This window comes from Rhizobium sp. CECT 9324 (genome assembly GCF_918741265.1).
Lineage (GTDB): Bacteria > Pseudomonadota > Alphaproteobacteria > Rhizobiales > Rhizobiaceae > Allorhizobium.
This window is the reverse complement of the sequence record NZ_CAKKMZ010000001.1, coordinates 681,443-701,804: the sequence shown is the minus strand read 5'-3', so window position 1 is coordinate 701,804 and position 20,362 is coordinate 681,443. Positions and strand designations below refer to the sequence as shown.

Sequence of the window (20,362 nt, the reverse complement as noted above, 5' to 3'; positions counted from 1 at the left end):
CTCATGTTTGGCAAACGCGGCGGCGAGGGTTTTGGCAAAGGCGGATCGGGCGTTGGCACGATACTGGCGCAGCCCCCGGCTGCCAGTTCGGCAGGACGGTCCGCAACCAGCCTGCTGGAGCCTGGCAATGCGGAGGCTCGCCAACAGGTGGCTCCGCCGCCGCTGCAGGCCCCCGGCCGCAAGCGCCCGCCCCGGGCGGACGACTACTACGACACCAAAAGCCAGGTGTTTTCGGCGCTGATCGACACGATCGACCTGTCGCAGCTGGCCAAGCTCGATGGCGAGAGCGCGCGCGAAGAAATCCGCGACATCGTCAACGACATCATCACGATCAAGAATTTCGCGATGTCGATCTCAGAGCAGGAAGAACTGCTCGAAGACATCTGCAACGACGTGCTGGGCTACGGGCCGCTTGAGCCATTGCTGGCACGCGACGACATCGCCGACATTATGGTCAACGGCTCGGGCCAGACCTTCATCGAAGTCGGCGGCAAGACGATCGAGTCGGAAATCCGTTTCCGCGACAATGCCCAGCTGTTGTCGATCTGCCAGCGCATCGTCAGCCAGGTCGGCCGCCGCGTCGATGAATCGAGCCCGATCTGCGACGCCCGCCTGCCCGACGGCTCGCGCGTCAACGTCATCGCACCGCCGCTGGCGATCGACGGTCCGGCTCTGACCATTCGTAAGTTCAAGAAGGACAAGCTCAATCTTGCCCAGCTGGTGAAATTCGGCGCCATCACGCCGGAAGGCGCCGAGGTGCTGCAAATTATCGGGCGTGTTCGCTGCAACGTCGTCATCTCCGGCGGTACCGGTTCAGGCAAGACGACGCTGCTGAACTGCCTGACCGCATTCATCGATACCGACGAACGCATCATCACCTGCGAAGACACGGCCGAACTGCAACTGCAGCAGCCGCATGTGGTGCGACTGGAAACACGTCCGCCAAACATCGAAGGCGAAGGCGAGATCACCATGCGCGATCTCGTGAAGAACTGCCTTCGTATGCGCCCGGAACGCATCATCGTCGGCGAAGTGCGCGGACCCGAGGTTTTCGACCTTCTCCAGGCGATGAACACCGGTCACGACGGCTCAATGGGCACGATCCACGCCAATACGCCGCGCGAATGCCTGAGCCGCATGGAATCGATGATTGCCATGGGCGGCTTCACGCTGCCGGCCAAAACGGTGCGTGAAATCATTTCCGGTTCGATCGACATCATCATCCAGGCCGCCCGACTGCGTGACGGATCGCGTCGCATCACCCACATTACCGAGGTCATCGGCATGGAAGGCGACGTGATCATCACCCAGGATCTGATGCGTTACGAAATCGAAGGCGAAGACGCGCATGGCAAGATCATCGGCCGGCACATGTCGACCGGTATCGGCAAGCCGCATTTCTGGGACCGCGCCCGCTACTACAACGAAGATCGCAGACTTGCTGCGTCTCTCGACGCCATGGAACAGAAATCCAAGGGGATTTGATCGCAATGTTCGGTATCGATCCGACCATACTGGCCATCGTCATGCTCGCCGCGATCTCGACCGGCGCGGTGGCCTATGGGGTTCTGTATACCCGCATCGAGACTGACAAGAAGACCGCGACCCGGATCAGCCGGGTGAAATCGGCGGAAACCGACCTCACCCAGGTCAAGGCGGCCCGCGACAGGGTGCTGGAGATCTCCAAGCGTCGAAAATCAGTGCAGGACTCGCTGAAAGAGCTGGAAAAGAAGCAGGAAAAGTCGAAAAAGGCCAAACAAACCAGCCTGAAAGGCAAATTGACCCAGGCCAACTTGCCCCTGACGCCGACGCATTTTTTCCTGCTGAGCGCCTTGCTCGGCATCTTCGTCGTTGTCGGCACCTTCGTGATGGGCCTGCCGCCGCTGGTCGTTGGCGGCTTGGGCTTCGTGACCGCAGTCGGCCTGCCTCGATGGATCCTCGGTTTCCTGATCAAACGCCGGCAGAAGCAGTTCATCAACGAATTCCCCAACTCGCTCGACGTGATGACCCGCTCCATCCGCTCCGGCCTGCCGCTCAACGATGCAATCCGGATGATCGCGGCTGATGGCCAGGAACCGGTGAAAACCGAGTTTCGGCGGGTCGTCGATGCGCAGCAGATGGGTCTCAGCGTGCCGGAAGCCTGCGCGCGCATGTATCAGACCATGCAGCTGTCCGAGATCAGCTTCTTTGCCATTGTCATCGCCATCCAGGGACAAGCAGGCGGCAACCTTTCCGAAGCGCTCGCCAACCTGTCACGGGTGCTGCGTGACCGCAAAAAAATGCGGGCAAAGGTCAGTGCGCTATCGATGGAAGCCAAGGCGTCTGCTGCGATTATCGGTGCCCTGCCATTCATCGTCGCCTTCCTCGTCTACATGACGTCACCCGCCTATATCATGATCCTTTTCACCGACTCGCGCGGACACATGATCCTTGGCGCGTCCGCGGTGTGGATGAGCATCGGCCTGCTGGTCATGCGCAACATGATCAACTTCGATATCTAGGAGCGGCAATTCATGAGCGAAGACTGGGCCGCCCGCGTTACCGACCCCACACTGATCATCGCAGTGCTGGTGGCACTTGCGGTTTTTGCAACCCTGTACACGCTTGTCATGCCGATGCTGGAGCGAGGCGACCTGAACAAGCGCATGCGCGCCGTCTCGACCGAGCGCGACCAGATCCGGGCACGCGAACGCGCGCGACTGAACGCCGACGCGCAGGGCAAGGCGTCGCTTCGTGCCAACAACAACCAGTCTGTGCGCCAGCTTGTCGAACGGTTCAACCTGCGCAAGGCGCTGGTCGACGATACGACGATGGACAAGCTGAAGGCGGCCGGCCTTCGCTCGCAAAACGCCCTCAACATCTTCCTGCTGGCACGTTTCCTGCTGCCTTTCGCGACACTCGTCATCACGGCAATCTGGATCTTCGCACTCGGCAATCTTGCCGAGAGGCCACTGCCGGTCCGGCTATTCGCCACCATAGTCGGCGGCTATATCGGTTTCTATCTGCCGAATATCTATGTTTCGAACCGGATCGGAAAACGTCAGCACTCGATCCGCCGGGCATGGCCCGATGCACTCGACCTGATGCTGATCTGCGTCGAATCCGGTATTTCCATCGAAGCAGCGATGCGGCGGGTGGCGGACGAAATCGGTGAACAGTCTCCGGAACTGGCCGAAGAAATGGTCCTGACGACCGCGGAACTTTCATTTCTGCCGGATCGCCGGCAGGCGCTGGAAAATCTCGGGACCCGCACGCAGCTCGACGGCGTGAAAAATGTGATGCAGGCACTGATCCAGGCCGAGCGATACGGAACGCCGATCGCCCAGGCTTTGCGGGTACTCGCCCAGGAAGGGCGCGACGAACGGATGAACGAAGCCGAGAAGAAGGCCGCAGCATTGCCGCCGAAGCTGACCGTGCCGATGATCCTGTTCTTCCTGCCGGTACTCGTCGCGGTCATTCTCGGACCGGCCGGCATTCAGGTTTCCGACCGGTTCTAAGCCCGGCCGGACAGGCTCAGTGAACGGTGTCCATCTCGTCTTCGAGAAGCTTCAACGCATCCTGCAAGGCAGCAACCAAAATGTTGGTCAACTCGTCAGCCTTGTTTTCCAGCAGCATCAGCTTGATTGCCATGTCCTGCTGCTCAAAATACTGATCCGGTCCCTCAATCATCTTACATGTCCCCATATCACCGAATCATCTCGGCTCATGATGAACATCAACAAGGTGGCTTGCGCAGGGCTTTCAGCCTTGATCTGTAGATTTAACAAATGCCACCCGACATCCCGTTCGGGACATTCCGGCCAAACGGCAGACACCGCATCTTAAGGTATCTCCTAGACCAGGACGGCCTGCTCGACCCGGTCCTGCGAGCCGAAAAACTTCAGGTAACGTTCGACCTCGGCGGGATCGCCGGTGGCTTTGCGGGGATTGTCCGACAGCTTGACTGCGGGCCGGCCATTGGCTTCGGCGACCTTGCAGACGATGGAAATCGGCTTCAGTCCGGCAATCTCGTGCGGGGCGCAGCCGGCAAAGTCGTTGGTGAGATTGGTGCCCCAGCCGAAGCTCATGCGCACACGTCCGGCAAAATGGCGATAGGTATCGATGATCGCATCGACATCGAGGCCATCCGAGAAGATCAGCAGCTTCTTGCGCGGATCGCGGCCCATCTTCTTCCACCACTCGATGATCTTTTCGCCACCTTCGATCGGCGGTGCGCTGTCCGGGCGGAAGCCGGTCCAGTCGGCGACCCATTCCGGCGCGTCGCGCAGGAAGGACGCCGTGCCGAAGGCATCCGGCAGGACAATCAGAAGATTGCCGCCATAAAGGCGGTTCCAGTCTTTCAGAACCTGATAGGGGGCGGCGGCCAGCTGTTGATCGGTGTTGGCCAGAGCTGCCACCACCATCGGCAGTTCATGCGCATTGGTTCCGACGGCTTCGAGATCGGAATCCATCGCCAGCAGGACGTTGCTGGTGCCGGTGAAGGCTGGGCCGATGCCTTCCTTCAGGGCATCGACACACCAGCGCTGCCACAGGAAGCTGTGGCGACGGCGGGTGCCGAAATCGGAAATGCGCAGGCCCGGAAGTTCGCCCAATCGCTCGACCTTGGCCCACATCTTGGCCTTGGCGCGGGCATAGAGCACGTCGAGGGTAAAATAACCGAGCGAGCGCATGGCGGCGCGACTGCGCAATTCGTTGATGATGGCGAGCGCCGGGATTTCCCACAGCGTCGTTTCCATCCAGGTGCCGTGAAACGTCAACTCATACTGGCCATCGCGTTTGTGCAATTCGTATTCCGGCAGTTGCAGGTTGCCGAGCCATGCAAGGAATTCCGGTTCGAAAATCTGGGCGCGGCCATAGAAGGTGTTGCCGGCCAGCCAGATCATTTCCTTCTTGGTCAGTCTCAGCGAGCGCACATGATCCAGTTGATCGCGCAATTCCTGCTCGTCGATCTCGTCAGCGAGGCGGACCGAGGTGGTGCGGTTGATCAGGGTGAAGGTGGCATTGACTGTCGGATAGAGCTTCCAGATCATCTGGAGCATCAGCAACTTGTAGAAATCGGTGTCGATCAGGCTGCGGATGATCGGATCGAGCTTCCAGGCATGATTGAATACCCTGGTTGCGATATCAGTCTTCGTCATGGAAGCCACTGCCTTATTTGCCGCGACGCTCCGGACACGGCTGAACGGCCGAAAATCGCTTCGGCCGTTTCCGTTTCAAGTTATCGGCAAACTCCGCCGGAATGTCCAGACAGTGGCGCCGCCGTTTACTGACCCGGGGTCGGATTGGACAGCGGCATATTCTGCTCCTGACTGCTTTCGGCCGGCTGTGGTGCAGTCTCCGTCTGGGCCGGGTTTTGGCCCTCGGACTCGATCGAGTTGCCCCACCATTCTGCAGGGATCCAGACCAGCATGGCAAGGATGAGCCCGCCGAGCAGCACAATCAGCACCGGAAAACCGCGGTTTCCCTGGCGCGCTTCGGTTGCTGTCAGGGTTTCCGGCTGAAGCCCGCGTGTCCTGCGATCAGTGTCGCCAGGCAGATCGGTTCGGCTGCTCATGATCATTCTCCATTGTCGTCTGATGCAGCGCTTTCGCGCAGGTTCTGATCAGCTAACGGCGGGAATGTCCTAAAGGTTCCGAAAGTGCGCGGGACGGGTCAGTAACCGTTGAGCCGGTCCACAACGTTCTGCAGCGGCAAACCGTCTTCAAACCGGGCGATCTGACTGTCGACATGGCGGAAAAGCGCGCTGACTTCGGACGATGCGGCGGCATGGGGCGTGATAATGACATTGTGCATGTCCCAGAGCCGGCTTTCGGGCGCCAGGGGTTCCTGCTCGAAGACATCGACGGAGGCTGCCTTCAGCGTGCCGTCCTCCAGACAAGACACAAGATCCGCCTCGACCTGGCTTCCGCCCCGACCTGCGTTGAGGAACACCGGCCCTCCGAGGGCACCGTGGCGATTGAGCTTCGAGAACAGCGCGCGGTCATAGACCCCACGGGTCTCATCCGTCAGCGGCAGAAGCCCGACAAGGATATCGGTGCGTCCGAGAAAAGCATCCAGCCCGTGAGCGTCATAGGTTTCGACACCGGCGATCTGCTTAGGCCGACGCGACCAGCCGACGACATTGAAGCCCATGACCTTCAACTTGGCGACGGCATCCTGACCGAGCACACCCAGCCCCATGACGCCCACGGTGACGTCGCAGGCTTCCGGCTGGCCGGGGAGTTCATGCCAAATATGGTCACGCTGCTGGCCAGCATAGGTCAAGGTCTGGCGAAGATGGCTGAGGCATTGCAACACGACCCATTCGCTCATCCGGTCGGTCAGGCTGCGGTCGACGAAACGGACGATCGGCAGATCCGGCAGCTCATAGGTGGTCAGGATGTGGTCGACGCCGGCACCACCGGAGAAGATGGCTTTCAGGCCCTTTGCCTTTTCGAAAAGGGCAGGATCCGGCTTCCAGACCACGGCATAGGCGGCGGCGGCCAGATCACGCTCTGCATTGGCCGGATCGGCCATGTCGATCACCTCACGATCGGCAAAGGCGTTGCGCAGTGCCTTGACGACGCTTTCACGCTGGAATTTCAGATCGATGATGACAGGGCTCTTGGAAGAAACGGGGCTGATGGAAGACATGCAATTCCCACTATTGGCGGATACCGCCGATTTCGACGGCTTCGAGATTGAAGGCAGCGGCCATCAGGGCCTTGGTGTAATCGGCCTTTGGTGCGGCGAAGACCTCGGCGGCGGGGCCTTTTTCGACCACCTTGCCGGCGCGCATGACGATGATTTCATTGGCCAGCGCCTTCACCACCCGCAGATCGTGGCTGATGAAGAGATAGGCGAGATCATGCTTCTTTTGCAAGTCGCGCAGAAGATCGACCACCTGGGCCTGCACCGTCATGTCGAGCGCCGATGTCGGCTCGTCGAGCATGACAAACCGGGGCTTCAGCACCATGGCACGGGCGATGGCGATGCGCTGTCGCTGGCCGCCGGAGAATTCGTGCGGGTAACGCCAGCGGGTGGCAGGATCGAGGCCGACCTCGTCCAGCGCCCAGCAGACACGGGCATCGCGCTCGTCGGCCGACAGGGCGCTTTCATGCACCTTCAGGCCCTCGGCAATGATTTCGCCGATCGACATGCGCGGGCTGAGCGAGCCAAACGGATCCTGAAAAACGACCTGGAGCCGATCCCTGAACGGCCGCATCTCCCGGTAGGAGAAACCGTCGATGTCATGGCCGATAAAACTGATGCGCCCCTTGGACGTGATGAGGCGCGCCAAAGCCAGACCGAGCGTGGTCTTGCCGGAGCCGGATTCGCCGACGACGCCAAGGGTCTGCCCGGCGCGCAAGGTGAGGTCTATGCCGTCAACGGCCTTCACATGATCGACGGTCTTGCGCAGGAAGCCGGACTTGATCGGGAACCAGACGCGGATGTCCTCGCCCTGCATGATCGCCGGTTTTTCGGCATCTATCGCCGGCGGCTCGCCGCGCGGTTCGGAGCCCAGGAGTTTCTTCGTGTAGTCGTGCTGCGGCCGCTCGAAGATTTCCTCGACCGGGCCGGTCTCGACGATCTTCCCCTTGGTCATGACGCAGACGCGATCGGCGAATTTGCGCACGATGCCGAGATCATGGGTGATGAACAGCATGGACATGCCATGTTCCGTCTTCAACCGTCCCAAAAGCTCCAGGATCTGCGCCTGCACGGTGACATCGAGCGCCGTTGTCGGCTCGTCGGCGATCAACAGCTTCGGCCGGTTGGCCAGAGCCATGGCAATCATCACGCGCTGACGCTGGCCGCCGGACAGTTCGTGCGGAAAGGCATTCAGGCGTTTCTCCGGCTCGCGGATGCCGACCTGGTGGAGCAATTCCAGAATGCGGGCACGGGCGGCACTGCCCGTCATAGCCTGATGCAGTTCCAGAATTTCGCCAATCTGCCGCTCGATCGTGTGCAGCGGATTGAGCGAGGTCATCGGCTCCTGGAAGATCATGGTAATGTCGTTGCCGCGCACGGCCCTGAGTTCGGCCACGGACGCCGTCATCAGATCGCGACCCTCGAACAAAATCGATCCCGACGGGTGGCTGGCTGAGGGATACGGCAGAAGCTTCAATACGGATGCGGCGGATACAGACTTGCCCGAACCGGATTCGCCGACAAGCGCCACCACTTCACCCCTGCCGATATCGAAGGAGATGTTGTCGACGGCCAGGCTCTGTTGACCACCCTGATGAAAGGCCACGGAGAGTTCGCGGACGGAGAGAAGGGGTTCGGTCATGCGGAGAGGCTTTCGATCAGGGATGTGAGCGTGGGTTCATCGGGGCGGAGGATAGAAAGGTTTGCACTACCGGAAAGAGAGCCATAACGCTTGTGAACGACGTGATACTGATCTTTGATCCCGTGATCGTCGGACAAGAAATGCGAGCAACCTTGCCCGATAGCACTGGACATATGGATAGCATCCGGGAGTTTCAGGTGACGGTGCTGAGCGCGGATAACCGCTGCATAATACAGGACACCTCGATCGACAGGCCGAACATCCAGCCAATCACTCGTGAGGATCAAAGACTCGTAACCATCGATCAAGGCGTCATCGTCGGCCTGGTGGGGCTTGACCAGAAGTTCGGAGAGCGTCAGCTCGCTCGTGGCAAACACGGGGGGCTTCATGAACGGTTGCGCTGAAATCAGCTCCACGAGCAGTTGCTGCAGCCGATGGCTTTTTTCGGAAAGCATGATGAACACGTTGGTGTCCAGGTAGACACGTTCAACGGCGATCATCCATCTTCCCATTCATCTCGAAGCGCACGGATCCGGGAAACTGCCTCCGCCATGTCGGTGTCGGGGGCACGGCCTTGCCGAAGCTTTTCCAAGTGCTCCAGTGTCTCTTTAACCGAACGCTGCTTTGGCGGATCATCGGGCGCAATCCCATCGACTTCGATCACTACCCGCACGGTTGCGCTGTCGCCGAGCCCCTCTCGCAGATCGGCGGGGAGATTCTCAACGGGATAATGCTCTCTGACGATCTTGTTCATGGCATCGTGCTCCTGATCGGACCTGCGACCATCATGCCACAAATGCTTTGCCGTGACGAACCTGCACTCATCGGAAGGTCTTTCGCGGGTCAAACGCGTCGCGCACGGCTTCGCCGACAAAGATCAGCAGCGACAGCATGATCGACATGGTGAAGAAGGCAGTCAACCCGAGCCAAGGCGCCTGGAGATTGCGCTTGCCCTGGGCGATCAGTTCGCCGAGCGAGGGTGAGCCAGGCGGCATGCCGAAGCCGAGGAAGTCGAGCGAGGTCAGCGTGGTGATCGAGCCCGACAGGATGAAGGGCAGGAAGGTCAAGGTTGCCACCATGGCATTGGGCAAAAGGTGGCGGAACATGATGGTCCAGTTGCCGACGCCGAGCGCGCGCGCCGCGTTCACATATTCGAAGTTTCGCGCCCGCAGGAATTCTGCCCGGACGATGCCGACGAAGCCGACCCAGGAAAACAACAGCATGATGCCGAGCAGGACGAAGAAGCCCGGTGGCAGGATGGCCGCGATGATCAGCAGGATGTAGAGCACCGGCATCGACGACCAGATCTCGATGAAACGCTGCATCAACAGGTCGGTCCAGCCGCCGAAATAGCCCTGCACGGCGCCGGCGGTGACGCCGATCATGGCCGACGCAATCGTCAGCGCCAGACCGAACAGGATCGAGATGCGGAAACCGTAGATCATCCGGGCCGTGACGTCGCGCGCCTGGTCGTCGGTGCCGAGCCAGTTCAGGTTGCCAAGCACGCAACCGGGATCCTCGGCCTTCAGCGGATAGGCCGCACAACGGGTTTCCTTGTCCATCAGCCAAAAGGGCGGCGTCGGGGCCGAGTGCGGGATCTCGGAATTGACCGTGCGGTAGGAATAGCGGATCGGCGGCCAGAGCATCCAGCCATTGGCGTTGATCTCGTCGGCGATAAAGGGCGAGCGATAGTCGGTGACGGCGAGGAAGCCGCCGAACTTTTCCTCCGGATAATCGACGACCACCGGAAACAGGATCTCGCCCTTGTAAGAGGCGATCACCGGCCGGTCGTTGGCGATGAACTCGGCGAAAAGACTGAGCAGGAACAGGATCATGAAGATCCAGAACGACCAGAGACCGCGGCGATTGGCCTTGAAGTTCTCCAGGCGGCGGCGATTGGTCGGCGACAGAAAGGGTTTGCGCGGCGGCACGGCACCGGAGATGGCGGGTTCGACGGCGGACATCAGACATCCCTCCGGTCGAAATCGATGCGCGGATCGATCCAGGTATAGATCAGGTCGGAGATCAGGCCGACGACGAGGCCCATCAGCGAGAAGATGTAGAGCGTGGCAAAGACGATCGGGTAGTCGCGATTGACCACGGCGAGGTAACCGAGGCGACCGAGGCCATCGAGCGAGAAGATGTTTTCGATCAGCAGCGAACCGGTGAAGAAGGCCGAGATGAAGGCGGCCGGAATGCCGGCAATGACGATCAGCATGGCGTTGCGGAAGACATGGCCGTAGAGCACCTGGCGTTCGCCGAGACCCTTGGCGCGGGCGGTGACGACATATTGCTTCTTGATTTCGTCGATGAAGGAATTCTTGGTCAAGAGCGTCGTCGTGGCAAAGGCAGACAGAAGCAGCGCAGTCAGCGGCAACGTCAGATGCCAGAAGTAGTCGAGGATCTTCTGCCACCAGCTGAGTTCGGCGAAATTGTCCGAGGTCAGGCCGCGTAACGGGAACCAGTCGAAGAACGATCCGCCGGCAAAGACGACGATCAGCAGGATGCCGAACAGGAAGCTTGGGACCGCATAACCGATGACAATGACGCCGGAGGTCCAGACGTCGAAGGTGGAGCCGTCCTGCACCGCCTTCTTGATGCCGAGCGGAATGGAGATCGCGTAAGAGATCAACAGGACCCAGACGCCGAGCGAGATCGACACCGGCATCTTTTCGATGATCAGGTCGATCACCGACGTGTTGCGGAAGAAGCTCTCGCCGAAATCGAAGCGAATGTAGTTCCACATCATTTCAAGGAAACGCTCGAGCGGTGGCTTGTCGAAACCGAACTGCTTTTCGAGCTTTGCGATCAGTTCCGGATCGAGACCCTGGGCGCCGCGATAGCGCGCACCCCCCTCGTCTCCGCCCATCTGCTGGCCGAGCATGTCACCGCCGCCTGATAGCCTAGCATCGGCGCTGTCGCCCTGACCGCTGAGCTGGGCAATCACCTGTTCGACCGGGCCACCCGGGGCGAACTGGATGACGGCGAAGGAAATGCCCATGATTCCGATGATCGTCGGAATCATCAGCAGAAGGCGGCGGAAAATATAGGCTGTCATGGAACGCGCCTCATCGCGGATCTTGCGCCGCTGTCAAACCACAGTTCCTGTCTGTCAGCCAATCCGTCGGCCCTCCTGCAAAAGCGATTCGCCCTGTTCATCCTTGATAGCCAGCTTCGGCGCACAAGTCCCGCTGATTAACATCATGGCGACTTCGACCACCAGATGGAGGGAAAGCCGATGCCATAAGTGGGCAATTCGGCGTGATCGAACTTGTCCCAATAGGCGATGCGCGAGGACCGCAGCGTATAAGTGGGCAAGGTGTAATTGCTGGCGAGCAAGACACGGTCGAGCGCCTTGACCGTCGGGATCAGGGTGTCGCGATCCTTGGCGAAAATGATCTGGTTGATCAGCTTGTCGATCCCGGGGTCTGAAATACCGGCATAGTTGCGCGATCCCGGCTGATCGACGGACTTCGAGCCCCAGTAGTCGCGCTGTTCGTTGCCCGGATTGAGGCTCTGCGCCCAGCCGAGATAGATCATGTCATAGTCGAAGCTGCGGACGCGGTTCGCATATTGGGCCGAATCGACAGTGCGGACATTGGCCTGGATGCCGATCTTGCGAAGATTGTCGGCGAAGGGAATGGCGACACGCTCGATGGTCGGGCCATTCAGCAGGATTTCGAACTGCAGCGGGGCACCGGTCGCGGCCAGCACCATCTTGCCGTTGCGCAATTCGTAGCCGGCTTCCTTCAACAACGCGAGCGCCTGGCGCAGATTGTCGCGCAGTTTTGCGCCATCGCCACCGACCGGGTTCTTGTATTCCTGCGTGAGGACTTCCGGCGCAACGTCGCTGCCCAGGCCTTTGAGGATCTCCAGTTCCTTGCCTTCGGGCAGACCCTTGGAGGCCAGTTCGGAGCCGTAGAAATAGCTGTCGATGCGCTTGTATTGATCGAAGAAGATTGTCCTGTTCAATTCCTCGAAATCAAACGCGTAGTTCAGGGCCTTTCGCACGCGGGCATCCTTGAACATTTCACGGCGCATATTGGGAACGAAGCCGACGAGAACACCCGAGGTCTTGTATTCGTTGTCGAGGACCTGGCGCTTGACCCGGCCATCGGCGACAGCGGGGAAATCATAAGACCGTGCCCAGCGCATGGCCGAATTCTCGGCCCAGAAATCGACGCTTCCTGAGCGGAAGGCTTCGAACTCGACGTCCAGATCGGCGAAATAGGTGTAGGTCTGGCTCTTGAAGTTGTTATAGCCGATGTTGACGTTGAGATCCTTGCCCCAATAGTCATCGCGCAGTTCATACTGGATCTTGGCGCCGGGGGTGAACGCGGCAATCTTGTAAGGTCCCGATCCCAGGATCGGTTCCAGCGTGGTTCTGGAAATGTCGCGCGATTTCCCGTCCGGCCCGTTGGCCGTCCACCAGTGCTTGGGGACGATATCCAGTTCGCCGACAATCACAGGCAGTTCGCGATTGTTCTTCTCGTCGAACGTAAAGGTGACCTCGCGATCGCCGGTCTTTTCCGCCTTCACGACGTGATTGTAGTAGGTCGAATAGAGCGGATTGAATTCCTTGAACTTGTCGAAGCTGAAAATGACATCTTCGGGTGTCACCGGCACGCCATCGGCCCATTTGGCTTCCGGCCGCAGGCGGAACCTGGCATAGGCATAGTCCTCCGGATAGTAGACGGCTTCGGCCAGCAGGCCATAGACGGCATCGACTTCGTCCATGGACGGTTTCAACAGTGTTTCGGTGACCAGCGAGAGCCTGGGTGCAAGGCCTGCTGCCAGTTCACCCTTGTCGAGAACCGGATTGAAGCTGTCGAATGTGCCGGACGCTGACAGATTGATATTGCCCGCCTTGGGGGCATTCGGGTTCACATAGGAAAAACGCTCGAAATCCTTGGGGTATTTCGGTGCCTCGATCACGGCGAGTGCATGACGCCATTCCGGTTCCTGGGCCTGAACGCCCAGAGCCGGGCTACAGAGCAGTAGCCCCAGAACCGATGCCGCAATCCGCCTTGCCAATGCCATTCGCCAACCCCTTTTGTTTTCGCTTGGATGCAGAATAGGGCAAATGACGGCAAAATACAGACGGCTGACACAGAAGTGAGCGGGTGCACATTCGCAGATTCACCAAAATCGCCATTCAGGATAGACTGAAAGGTGAATCGTTCGGGACCACAATCCCGGATGCGGTGATGAATGAGGATGGATGACGATGAGATCGGTGAAACGCTCCGGCAGGATTGCCAAGGCCTTGATGCTGGTGGCAGCACTCGGCGCTGCCGCACCCGAGGCGATCGCCGCCGATGGACCGCCGGCCAAGGAATTGTTTGGCGGCATGAAACTTCCCGCGCGCGCTGAACCGACCGCCTATGGCTTCTATTCCAAGGGTTGCCTTGCCGGCGGCGTGGCGATCCCGACCGATGGGCCGACCTGGCAGGCGATGCGGCTGTCGCGCAACCGGCGCTGGGGCCATCCGCAGATGATCGCGACGCTGGAACAGCTGTCGCAGGATGCGGCGCGTTACGACAACTGGCCGGGACTTCTTCTCGGCGACATTTCGCAGCCGCGCGGCGGCCCGATGCTGACGGGCCATGCCTCGCACCAGATCGGGCTCGACGCCGATATCTGGCTGACGCCGATGCCCTCTCGCACATTGACCCCGAGCGAGCGGGAGAATATCTCCGCCACGACCATGCTGAAGCCGAAGGCGTTCCTGACTGTCGATCCGAAGGTCTGGACGCCGGCGCATGCCGCCGTGATCATGCGGGCCGCCAGCTATCCACAGGTCGAGCGCATCTTCGTCAATCCAGCGATCAAGAAGAAGCTCTGCGAGACCTGGACCGGCGACCGCAGCGACCTCGGCAAGGTCCGACCCTATTACGGCCATGACTATCATTTCCATGTGCGGATCAAGTGCCCGGCGGATTCCGTCGGCTGCAAGTCGCAGGATCCGATCGGCCGCGGCGACGGATGCGACAAGTCGCTGGCGTGGTGGTTTACCGACGAGCCGTGGGCGCCGCCGAAGAAGGACCCGAACGCCAAGCCGGCGCCGAAACCCAAGCCAATGCAACTGTCGGCCTTGCCGAAGGCCTGCGCGATGATCCTCAACGCGCCGTCGCCGGACAGCGAACTTGAGGCAACGTATCGGGGCAACGGGCAGATACCGGTCACTGCATCGGCGTTTTCTGCGCCCGCGGCCACGCCTGTGACAGACGGGGCGGCGATGTTTGCATTGCCGGCCGACGTGCCCGTTCCGCTGCCGCGGCCGGCGGATCAGTGAGCGAAACGCGGCTTGAGGGCAGTGGCTTTTCAAGCCGCCATTCCTCAGCTACAGGATCTAAGTCAAATCGATTTAAAAGAGCCGCCGATCCTCGCCATGACCCGCGCAAAATGTATCGCCCTGATTGCCCATGACCAGAAGAAAGACGACATGGCGGAGTTCGCCCGTCGTCATCGGGCCCGCCTCACCGGCTGGCGGATCGTCGCGACCGGAACAACCGGCGGGCGGGTCAAGGACGCTTGTCCGGATCTGGATGTGACGCCGCTGAAAAGCGGCCCGCTGGGCGGCGACCAGCAGATCGGGGCGCTGATTGCGACCGGCGAAGTGGATGTGCTGGTGTTTTTCGTCGATCCGCTGACTTCGATGCCGCATGATGTCGATGTGAAAGCATTGATGCGGCTGGCCACGGTTTACGATATTCCCATGGCGCTCAATCTTGCGACTGCCGAAATCCTGATGACCACTCCGGTCGCCTGAAACACGCGCTTCACGCGGCTCGAAACGGATAGACGATGGCCCAGACATCTCGCGACGACCAACTCAGCTTTCCGATCCTGATCGGCGATATCGGCGGCACCAATGCGCGCTTTTCGATCTTGATCGATGAAAGCGGAGAAACCATCCCTTTTCCGAATGTGGTGAACAAGGATTTTGCCACGATCGACGATGCGATCCGGCAGAGCGTTCTCAACAAGACCACGCACACGCCGCGCACTTTGATCATTGCCATGGCGGGTCCGATCGATGGCGACGAAGTGCCGTTGACCAATTATCCCTGGGTGGTGAAGCCGAAGGTGCTGATGGCCGAACTGGGCTTCGAGTCGGTGCTGCTGCTCAACGATTTCGAGGCGCAGGCGCTGGCTGCCGCGACGCTTGAGCCGCAATACCGGCATCCGCTGGGACCCATCAGCGATGCGCCGATCGCATCCCGTGTTGTTCTCGGTCCCGGCACCGGTCTCGGTGTTGCCGGTCTCGTGCATGCCCGCGACACATGGTTCCCTGTGCCGGGCGAAGGTGGCCATGTGGATGTCGGTCCGCGCACTGCACGCGATCAGCAGATCTGGCCCTTCCTGATACCGGTGAAGGATCCGACCGCAACGCTCGGCCGCATCTCGGCCGAGGAGCTGCTTTCCGGCCGCGGCCTGATGAACATCTATCAGGCGCTGTGCCAGGCCGAGGGCGACGGTGCGCCGCGCTACGGCGAGCCAGCAGAGATTTCGCTTGCCGGGCTCAATGGTTCCGATGCGTTGGCGGCCGAAGCCCTCAGCCTGTTTGCCACCTATCTCGGCCGGGTGGCCGGCGATCTGGCGCTGATCTTCATGGCGCGCGGTGGCGTTTTCCTTGCCGGCGGCATTTCGCCGAAGATCCTGCCGGCGCTGGAAAAGCCGGAGTTTCGTGCGGCCTTCGAGGACAAGGCACCACATACGACACTGATGAAAAGCATTCCGACCTTCGTTGTCACCCATCCGCAGGCCGCGCTTTCCGGTCTTGCGGCCTATGCCTGCAATCCCGGTGGCTTCGGGCTTGCCACCGAGGGACGGCACTGGCGCCGCTAAACCGGCGCTTATGTGCCCAAAAGTGGGCAGCTATGGTCAAACGCGGCGCGACTGGCTATAGAGCGGCGGCGCCCAAAAGGGCGTAGTGAGCGAAATCGCACAGGAATTCTTTTCTTGGACGCCAGCGGCACCAACAAAACAGTCGTGGATTCAGGCAGCGTCACTGCCATGCTGAAACGCATCATGGCGGAAAACGGCCGCGACCATGTCGGCGGCTATGTGTTTGCCGTCCTCTGTCTCATCACCGTGGCCCTGACTACGGCGTTCACCGCCTGGATCATGGAATCGGTGATCAATGAAACCTTTGCCAACCGCCGCGCCGATCTCATCTGGCTGATCTGCGGCGCCATCCTCGCCTCCTTCGTGTTGCGCGGCTTTGCCGGCTATGGCCAGGCGGTGACGCTGTCCAAGATCGGCAACAACATCGTGGCGCGCTACCAGCGCCGGCTTTTTGCCCATCTGATGACGCTGTCGATCGGTTACTTCTCCGATGCACGCTCGTCGCACCTGGCAGCACAGGTCAGCCAAAACATCGACGGCATCCGCGATGTGCTGAACCTGACGATTACCTCTCTGGCGAGAGACCTGCTGACGCTGATCGCGCTGGTCGGCGTGATGATCTACCAGGATGCGCTGCTGACGCTGATCGTCTTCGTCATCGCGCCGCCGCTGCTGCTGGCGCTGCGCTATATCTCGAAGCGGCTGCGCAGCGCGACGCGCGAATCCGTGCTCTACAATGCGCATGTGATGGGCGCGATGCAGGAGACGATCCAGGGGATCGCGATCGTCAAGGCCTTCACCATGGAAGCCGAGCTGTCGCGCAAGATCCAAGGCACGATCGACGCTGCCGAACATCGCTCCAACCGGATTGCCCGCCTGAGCGAGCGCACGTCGCCGCTGACGGAAACCTTTGCCGGCGTCGCCATCTCCAGCGTGCTTGCCTATGCCGCCTATCAGTCGATCTATGGCGGCATGCTGCCGGGCGCCTTCTTCTCCTTCGTCACGGCGCTGCTGCTCGCCTATGAACCCGCCCGGCGCCTGGCGCGCCTGCAGGTGCATATGGAGCGCGCCGTGGTCAATGCGCGGATGATCTACGACATTCTCGACATGCAGCCGCACCAGCGCGACAAGGACGGGGCAAAGCCGCTGTCGGTCAGCGCGGCGAAAATCGAGTTCCGTGACGTGCAGTTTGCCTATGGGCAGAACGAACAGACCTTGAGGGGACTGAGCTTCACTGCCGAAGGCGGCAAGACGACCGCCCTGGTCGGGCCTTCGGGTGCCGGGAAATCCACCGTGATCACGCTCATTCCGCGGTTCTACGACCCGATGGCGGGCCAGATCCTGATCGATGGCCAGGACATTGCCAACGTGACCAAGGCATCGCTTCGCCAGCACATCGCCTATGTATCGCAGCAGCCCTATCTGTTCGAAGGCACGATCCGGGACAATATCCGCTATGGACGGCCCGACGCCACGGATGCGGAGATCGAAGAGGCAGCCCGGCTCGCCTATGCGCATGATTTCATTCTGGCGCAGCCGCAGGGCTATGATACGCCGGTCGGCGAAAACGGCGTGACGCTGTCGGGCGGCCAGCGCCAGCGGCTGTCCATCGCCCGCGCCCTGGTGCGCAATGCGCCGATCCTGCTGCTCGACGAGGCGACATCGTCGCTCGATACGGAATCGGAAGCCGCGGTGCAGAAGGCGCTGGACGAGGCGATGAACGGCCGTACCGTTGTCGTCATCGCGCACCGGCTGTCGACCGTGATGAATGCCGACAAGATCATTGCGATGCAGGACGGGCTTGTGGTCGAAGAAGGCACGCATGAGAGCCTTGCGAAGCAGCCGGGCGGGCTCTACGCTCGCCTGAACAGCCTGCAATCGGCACCAGCCGAGCCAGAAACGCACTAGGGACGGATGACTATGGACACCCCGATGAAGCTTGTCGTTGTCGGTGCTGCCGGCCGGATGGGCAAGGCCTTGATCCAGGTGATTGCCGATGCCGACACTGTGGTCCTGCATGCGGCGCTCGGCCGGCCCGGCTCAGTCGCGATCGGCAGCGATGCCGGTGAAATTGCAGGATGTGGCCACCTTGGCATACCGGTGACCGACGATCCGCTGGCTGCCTTCCTGCATGCCGATGGCGTGATCGACTTCAGCGCTCCAGAGACGACGACGGAATTTGCGGCACTCGCGGCCCAGGCACGCATCGTGCATATCATCGGCACGACCGGTTGCGGCCCGGAGCATGAAGCGAAAATCGATGCGGCCGCGCGGCATGCCCGCGTGGTCAAGTCGGGCAATATGAGCCTCGGGCTCAATCTTCTGTCGGTTCTGGTCCAGCAGGCGGCGAAAGCGCTTGAAGCCTCGGACTGGGACATCGAGGTGCTGGAAATGCACCACAAGCACAAGGTGGACGCGCCTTCGGGCACGGCCCTTCTGTTGGGCGAGGCTGCCGCTGCCGGTCGTGGCGTCGACCTGGCCGACGCTTCGGTCCGTGTTCGCGACGGGCATACGGGCGCGCGTGAAGAAGGCTCGATCGGTTTTGCCACGCTGCGCGGCGGCTCCGTCGTTGGCGAACATTCCGTCATTCTGGCCGGCGAAGGCGAACTGGTGACTTTGTCGCACAGCGCGCTTGACCGCTCGATCTTTGCCCGTGGCGCCGTCAAGGCCGCGACCTGGGCCCGGGACAAGAAACCCGGCCGTTATACCATGCTCGATGTTCTCGGGCTTTCTTCCACCCACTGATCGTCAGAAAAGGAATTGTCGATGACCGGTACACTCGTGCTCGTCCGCCATGGCCAGAGCGACTGGAATCTGAAGAACCTGTTTACCGGCTGGCGCGATCCGGACCTGACGGAACTCGGCGTCAAGGAAGCCAATGCCGGCGGCAAGGCGCTCGCCGACTACGGCATCACGTTCGACGTGGCGTTCACCTCGGTGCTGAGCCGGGCGCAGAGGACCTGCGACATCATCCTGCAGAATGTCGGCCAGACGGGCCTTGAGACAATCAAGGACGAAGCGCTGAACGAGCGCGACTACGGCGATCTGTCGGGCCTCAACAAGGACGATGCCCGCGCCAAGTGGGGCGAGGAGCAGGTGCATATCTGGCGCCGTTCCTACGATATCCCGCCGCCGGGCGGCGAAAGCCTGCGCGACACCGGCGCGCGCGTCTGGCCGTATTACCTGACCGAGATTCTGCCGCGGGTTCTGCGGGGCGAGAAGGTTCTGGTTGCGGCGCATGGCAATTCGCTGCGCTCGCTGGTCATGGTACTCGACAAGCTGACCAAGGAGCAGATCCTCAACGTCAATCTCGCGACCGGCGTGCCGATGGTCTACAAGCTCAACGCCGATTCGACCGTCGCGTCCAAGGAAGTGCTCGGCGACATGTCCGGCGCCCACTAAGCGCGTCTGGGACAAAGCTTTCGGAAGCCGCCGCAAGGCGGCTTCTTGCGTTTCAGCTGCGGATGGTGAACTGGACCCGGTCGGCGGGGAAGCGGGTCACGGCATACTGGATCGGCACGCCGTCGACATCCGTATTCAGGGCGCGGGTGATGAGAATGATGGCGCCCGGCGTCAGTTCCAGCGTCGCGACATCGTCCGGCTCAGCATGCACGGCAGAGATTTCCGTCACTTCGCGCAGATAATCACGCACGCCACAGGTAGCGAGTGCCTGGGTGATCGAACCCGTCCGGCGGAATGCCTCGTCTATGCCTTCGAAACGGGCCGCCGGGAACCACATGGTCGAGCAGGAAACGGCACGGCCATCGGCCTTGCGCACGCCGTCAAGACGCAGGACTTCCGTACCTGCCGGCAGCTTCAGATGGCGGGCGAGTTCCGCCGTTGCACCCTCCCGTGCGGCGCTCAACAGCAATCCCTTGATGTCTCGGGCCTGATCGCCAATACCTTCGGTGAAGCGGGTGCGGCGGCCGATGGGGAAATCGAACTTGTCGCGCCGTTCGATCATGGTGCCGCGACCCTGCACCGCACGGACCATGCCTTCCTGCGCCAAGGCCGACAGGGCTGCGCGGACGGTGTGGCGATTGACGCCGAATTCCTCCGCCAGAGCCGTTTCGGCCGGCACCATGCCGGAAGCGTCATAGGCGCCACTGGCGATATTGGCGCGGATCCGGTCTGAAATTTGCCGCCACAGGGCCACGCCTTTCTGTCTCTGGATCACCGGCTGCCCGCTCCTGTCATATGCTTGTCATGCCTGGCGTTTACTCATACATTAACTTGTAT

20 protein-coding genes are annotated in these 20,362 nt (G+C 60.9%); 9 read left to right on the top strand and 11 right to left on the bottom strand.

Annotation, left to right across the window (positions count from 1 at the left end):
- Window positions 1–3: 3 nt before the first annotated feature.
- From LQ231_RS03255 to LQ231_RS03245, 3 genes are read left to right on the top strand one after another with little or no spacing between them, the layout of a single operon-like run.
- Complete coding sequence (locus LQ231_RS03255; protein WP_230170264.1) at window positions 4–1,485, top strand: CpaF family protein; 1,482 nt, start codon at window positions 4–6, stop codon at window positions 1,483–1,485.
- Between the two features lie 5 nt (window positions 1,486–1,490).
- Window positions 1,491–2,501 carry a type II secretion system F family protein gene (locus LQ231_RS03250; protein ID WP_230170263.1) on the top strand — a complete coding sequence of 337 codons (1,011 nt, stop codon included), beginning with the start codon at window positions 1,491–1,493 and terminating at the stop codon, window positions 2,499–2,501.
- A 12-nt stretch (window positions 2,502–2,513) separates the two neighbouring features.
- On the top strand, window positions 2,514–3,497 hold the full coding sequence (locus tag LQ231_RS03245) for a type II secretion system F family protein (RefSeq protein ID WP_230170262.1): 984 nt from the start codon (window positions 2,514–2,516) through the stop codon (window positions 3,495–3,497).
- Between the two features lie 16 nt (window positions 3,498–3,513).
- Here the strand turns inward: LQ231_RS03245 and LQ231_RS03240 are convergent, their stop codons facing one another.
- The 10 genes from LQ231_RS03240 to LQ231_RS03195 form a co-directional block, all read right to left on the bottom strand.
- Window positions 3,514–3,669 carry a hypothetical protein gene (locus LQ231_RS03240; protein ID WP_230170261.1) on the bottom strand — a complete coding sequence of 52 codons (156 nt, stop codon included), beginning with the start codon at window positions 3,667–3,669 and terminating at the stop codon, window positions 3,514–3,516.
- 164 nt (window positions 3,670–3,833) lie between these two features.
- A complete protein-coding gene (gene pncB, locus LQ231_RS03235) occupies window positions 3,834–5,138 on the bottom strand; it encodes a nicotinate phosphoribosyltransferase (RefSeq protein ID WP_230170260.1) in 1,305 nt (434 codons plus the stop codon).
- A 125-nt stretch (window positions 5,139–5,263) separates the two neighbouring features.
- Window positions 5,264–5,554: a hypothetical protein gene (locus LQ231_RS03230; protein WP_230170259.1), complete on the bottom strand. Its 291-nt coding sequence runs from the start codon at window positions 5,552–5,554 to the stop codon at window positions 5,264–5,266.
- Between the two features lie 98 nt (window positions 5,555–5,652).
- Entirely contained in the window at window positions 5,653–6,633 is a 981-nt protein-coding gene (locus LQ231_RS03225) for a glyoxylate/hydroxypyruvate reductase A (protein ID WP_230170258.1), read from the bottom strand.
- A 10-nt stretch (window positions 6,634–6,643) separates the two neighbouring features.
- The gene (locus LQ231_RS03220; RefSeq protein ID WP_230170257.1) at window positions 6,644–8,272 is read right to left on the bottom strand and encodes an ABC transporter ATP-binding protein; all 1,629 of its coding nucleotides are present in this window, start codon (window positions 8,270–8,272) and stop codon (window positions 6,644–6,646) included.
- Window positions 8,269–8,772: a PIN domain-containing protein gene (locus tag LQ231_RS03215; RefSeq protein WP_230170256.1), complete on the bottom strand. Its 504-nt coding sequence runs from the start codon at window positions 8,770–8,772 to the stop codon at window positions 8,269–8,271. Before LQ231_RS03215 ends, LQ231_RS03220 begins: the two co-directional genes overlap by 4 nt.
- On the bottom strand, window positions 8,769–9,026 hold the full coding sequence (locus LQ231_RS03210; RefSeq protein WP_230170255.1) for a hypothetical protein: 258 nt from the start codon (window positions 9,024–9,026) through the stop codon (window positions 8,769–8,771). The genes LQ231_RS03215 and LQ231_RS03210 overlap by 4 nt, the downstream gene beginning before the upstream one ends.
- 67 nt (window positions 9,027–9,093) lie before the next feature.
- On the bottom strand, window positions 9,094–10,236 hold the full coding sequence (locus LQ231_RS03205) for an ABC transporter permease (RefSeq protein WP_113144043.1): 1,143 nt from the start codon (window positions 10,234–10,236) through the stop codon (window positions 9,094–9,096).
- Entirely contained in the window at window positions 10,236–11,330 is a 1,095-nt protein-coding gene (locus tag LQ231_RS03200) for a microcin C ABC transporter permease YejB (protein WP_113144042.1), read from the bottom strand. The genes LQ231_RS03205 and LQ231_RS03200 overlap by 1 nt, the downstream gene beginning before the upstream one ends.
- A 143-nt stretch (window positions 11,331–11,473) precedes the next feature.
- The gene (locus LQ231_RS03195; RefSeq protein ID WP_230170254.1) at window positions 11,474–13,312 is read right to left on the bottom strand and encodes an extracellular solute-binding protein; all 1,839 of its coding nucleotides are present in this window, start codon (window positions 13,310–13,312) and stop codon (window positions 11,474–11,476) included.
- A gap of 187 nt (window positions 13,313–13,499) precedes the next feature.
- Here LQ231_RS03195 and mepA point away from each other — a divergent pair, with 187 nt between their 5' ends.
- The 6 genes from mepA (at window position 13,500) to LQ231_RS03165 (ending at window position 19,525) form a co-directional block, all read left to right on the top strand.
- The gene (mepA, locus tag LQ231_RS03190) at window positions 13,500–14,567 is read left to right on the top strand and encodes a penicillin-insensitive murein endopeptidase (protein ID WP_230170253.1); all 1,068 of its coding nucleotides are present in this window, start codon (window positions 13,500–13,502) and stop codon (window positions 14,565–14,567) included.
- A gap of 96 nt (window positions 14,568–14,663) precedes the next feature.
- Window positions 14,664–15,044 (top strand): methylglyoxal synthase, encoded by a 381-nt coding sequence (locus LQ231_RS03185; RefSeq protein WP_230170252.1) that lies wholly within the window; start codon window positions 14,664–14,666, stop codon window positions 15,042–15,044.
- Window positions 15,045–15,079: 35 nt separating this feature from the next.
- Window positions 15,080–16,123 (top strand): glucokinase, encoded by a 1,044-nt coding sequence (locus LQ231_RS03180; protein WP_230170251.1) that lies wholly within the window; start codon window positions 15,080–15,082, stop codon window positions 16,121–16,123.
- Between the two features lie 114 nt (window positions 16,124–16,237).
- Window positions 16,238–18,031 carry an ABC transporter ATP-binding protein gene (locus tag LQ231_RS03175; RefSeq protein ID WP_113144038.1) on the top strand — a complete coding sequence of 598 codons (1,794 nt, stop codon included), beginning with the start codon at window positions 16,238–16,240 and terminating at the stop codon, window positions 18,029–18,031.
- 24 nt (window positions 18,032–18,055) lie between these two features.
- Window positions 18,056–18,868, top strand: a complete 813-nt coding sequence (gene dapB, locus LQ231_RS03170; RefSeq protein WP_230170250.1) for a 4-hydroxy-tetrahydrodipicolinate reductase — start codon at window positions 18,056–18,058, stop codon at window positions 18,866–18,868.
- A gap of 21 nt (window positions 18,869–18,889) precedes the next feature.
- Entirely contained in the window at window positions 18,890–19,525 is a 636-nt protein-coding gene (locus LQ231_RS03165) for a 2,3-bisphosphoglycerate-dependent phosphoglycerate mutase (protein WP_113144037.1), read from the top strand.
- Window positions 19,526–19,577: 52 nt separating this feature from the next.
- Here LQ231_RS03165 and phnF read toward each other — a convergent pair whose 3' ends face one another.
- Window positions 19,578–20,297, bottom strand: a complete 720-nt coding sequence (gene phnF, locus LQ231_RS03160; RefSeq protein WP_141649861.1) for a phosphonate metabolism transcriptional regulator PhnF — start codon at window positions 20,295–20,297, stop codon at window positions 19,578–19,580.
- Window positions 20,298–20,362 lie beyond the last annotated feature (65 nt).

What these genes read in the sequence shown, in the direction of transcription:
- LQ231_RS03195 (WP_230170254.1), bottom strand. Translation starts at nt 13,312, where the DNA reads ATGGCATTGGCAAGGCGGATTGCGGCATCGGTTCTGGGGCTACTGCTC.
- LQ231_RS03200 (WP_113144042.1), bottom strand. Translation starts at nt 11,330, where the DNA reads ATGACAGCCTATATTTTCCGCCGCCTTCTGCTGATGATTCCGACGATC.
- LQ231_RS03245 (WP_230170262.1), top strand. Translation starts at nt 2,514, where the DNA reads ATGAGCGAAGACTGGGCCGCCCGCGTTACCGACCCCACACTGATCATC.
- LQ231_RS03205 (WP_113144043.1), bottom strand. Translation starts at nt 10,236, where the DNA reads ATGTCCGCCGTCGAACCCGCCATCTCCGGTGCCGTGCCGCCGCGCAAA.
- LQ231_RS03230 (WP_230170259.1), bottom strand. Translation starts at nt 5,554, where the DNA reads ATGAGCAGCCGAACCGATCTGCCTGGCGACACTGATCGCAGGACACGC.
- LQ231_RS03220 (WP_230170257.1), bottom strand. Translation starts at nt 8,272, where the DNA reads ATGACCGAACCCCTTCTCTCCGTCCGCGAACTCTCCGTGGCCTTTCAT.
- LQ231_RS03225 (WP_230170258.1), bottom strand. Translation starts at nt 6,633, where the DNA reads ATGTCTTCCATCAGCCCCGTTTCTTCCAAGAGCCCTGTCATCATCGAT.
- dapB (WP_230170250.1), top strand. Translation starts at nt 18,056, where the DNA reads ATGAAGCTTGTCGTTGTCGGTGCTGCCGGCCGGATGGGCAAGGCCTTG.
- mepA (WP_230170253.1), top strand. Translation starts at nt 13,500, where the DNA reads ATGAGATCGGTGAAACGCTCCGGCAGGATTGCCAAGGCCTTGATGCTG.
- LQ231_RS03185 (WP_230170252.1), top strand. Translation starts at nt 14,664, where the DNA reads ATGACCCGCGCAAAATGTATCGCCCTGATTGCCCATGACCAGAAGAAA.
- LQ231_RS03250 (WP_230170263.1), top strand. Translation starts at nt 1,491, where the DNA reads ATGTTCGGTATCGATCCGACCATACTGGCCATCGTCATGCTCGCCGCG.
- LQ231_RS03180 (WP_230170251.1), top strand. Translation starts at nt 15,080, where the DNA reads ATGGCCCAGACATCTCGCGACGACCAACTCAGCTTTCCGATCCTGATC.
- LQ231_RS03215 (WP_230170256.1), bottom strand. Translation starts at nt 8,772, where the DNA reads ATGATCGCCGTTGAACGTGTCTACCTGGACACCAACGTGTTCATCATG.
- LQ231_RS03255 (WP_230170264.1), top strand. Translation starts at nt 4, where the DNA reads ATGTTTGGCAAACGCGGCGGCGAGGGTTTTGGCAAAGGCGGATCGGGC.
- pncB (WP_230170260.1), bottom strand. Translation starts at nt 5,138, where the DNA reads ATGACGAAGACTGATATCGCAACCAGGGTATTCAATCATGCCTGGAAG.
- LQ231_RS03210 (WP_230170255.1), bottom strand. Translation starts at nt 9,026, where the DNA reads ATGAACAAGATCGTCAGAGAGCATTATCCCGTTGAGAATCTCCCCGCC.
- LQ231_RS03165 (WP_113144037.1), top strand. Translation starts at nt 18,890, where the DNA reads ATGACCGGTACACTCGTGCTCGTCCGCCATGGCCAGAGCGACTGGAAT.
- LQ231_RS03240 (WP_230170261.1), bottom strand. Translation starts at nt 3,669, where the DNA reads ATGATTGAGGGACCGGATCAGTATTTTGAGCAGCAGGACATGGCAATC.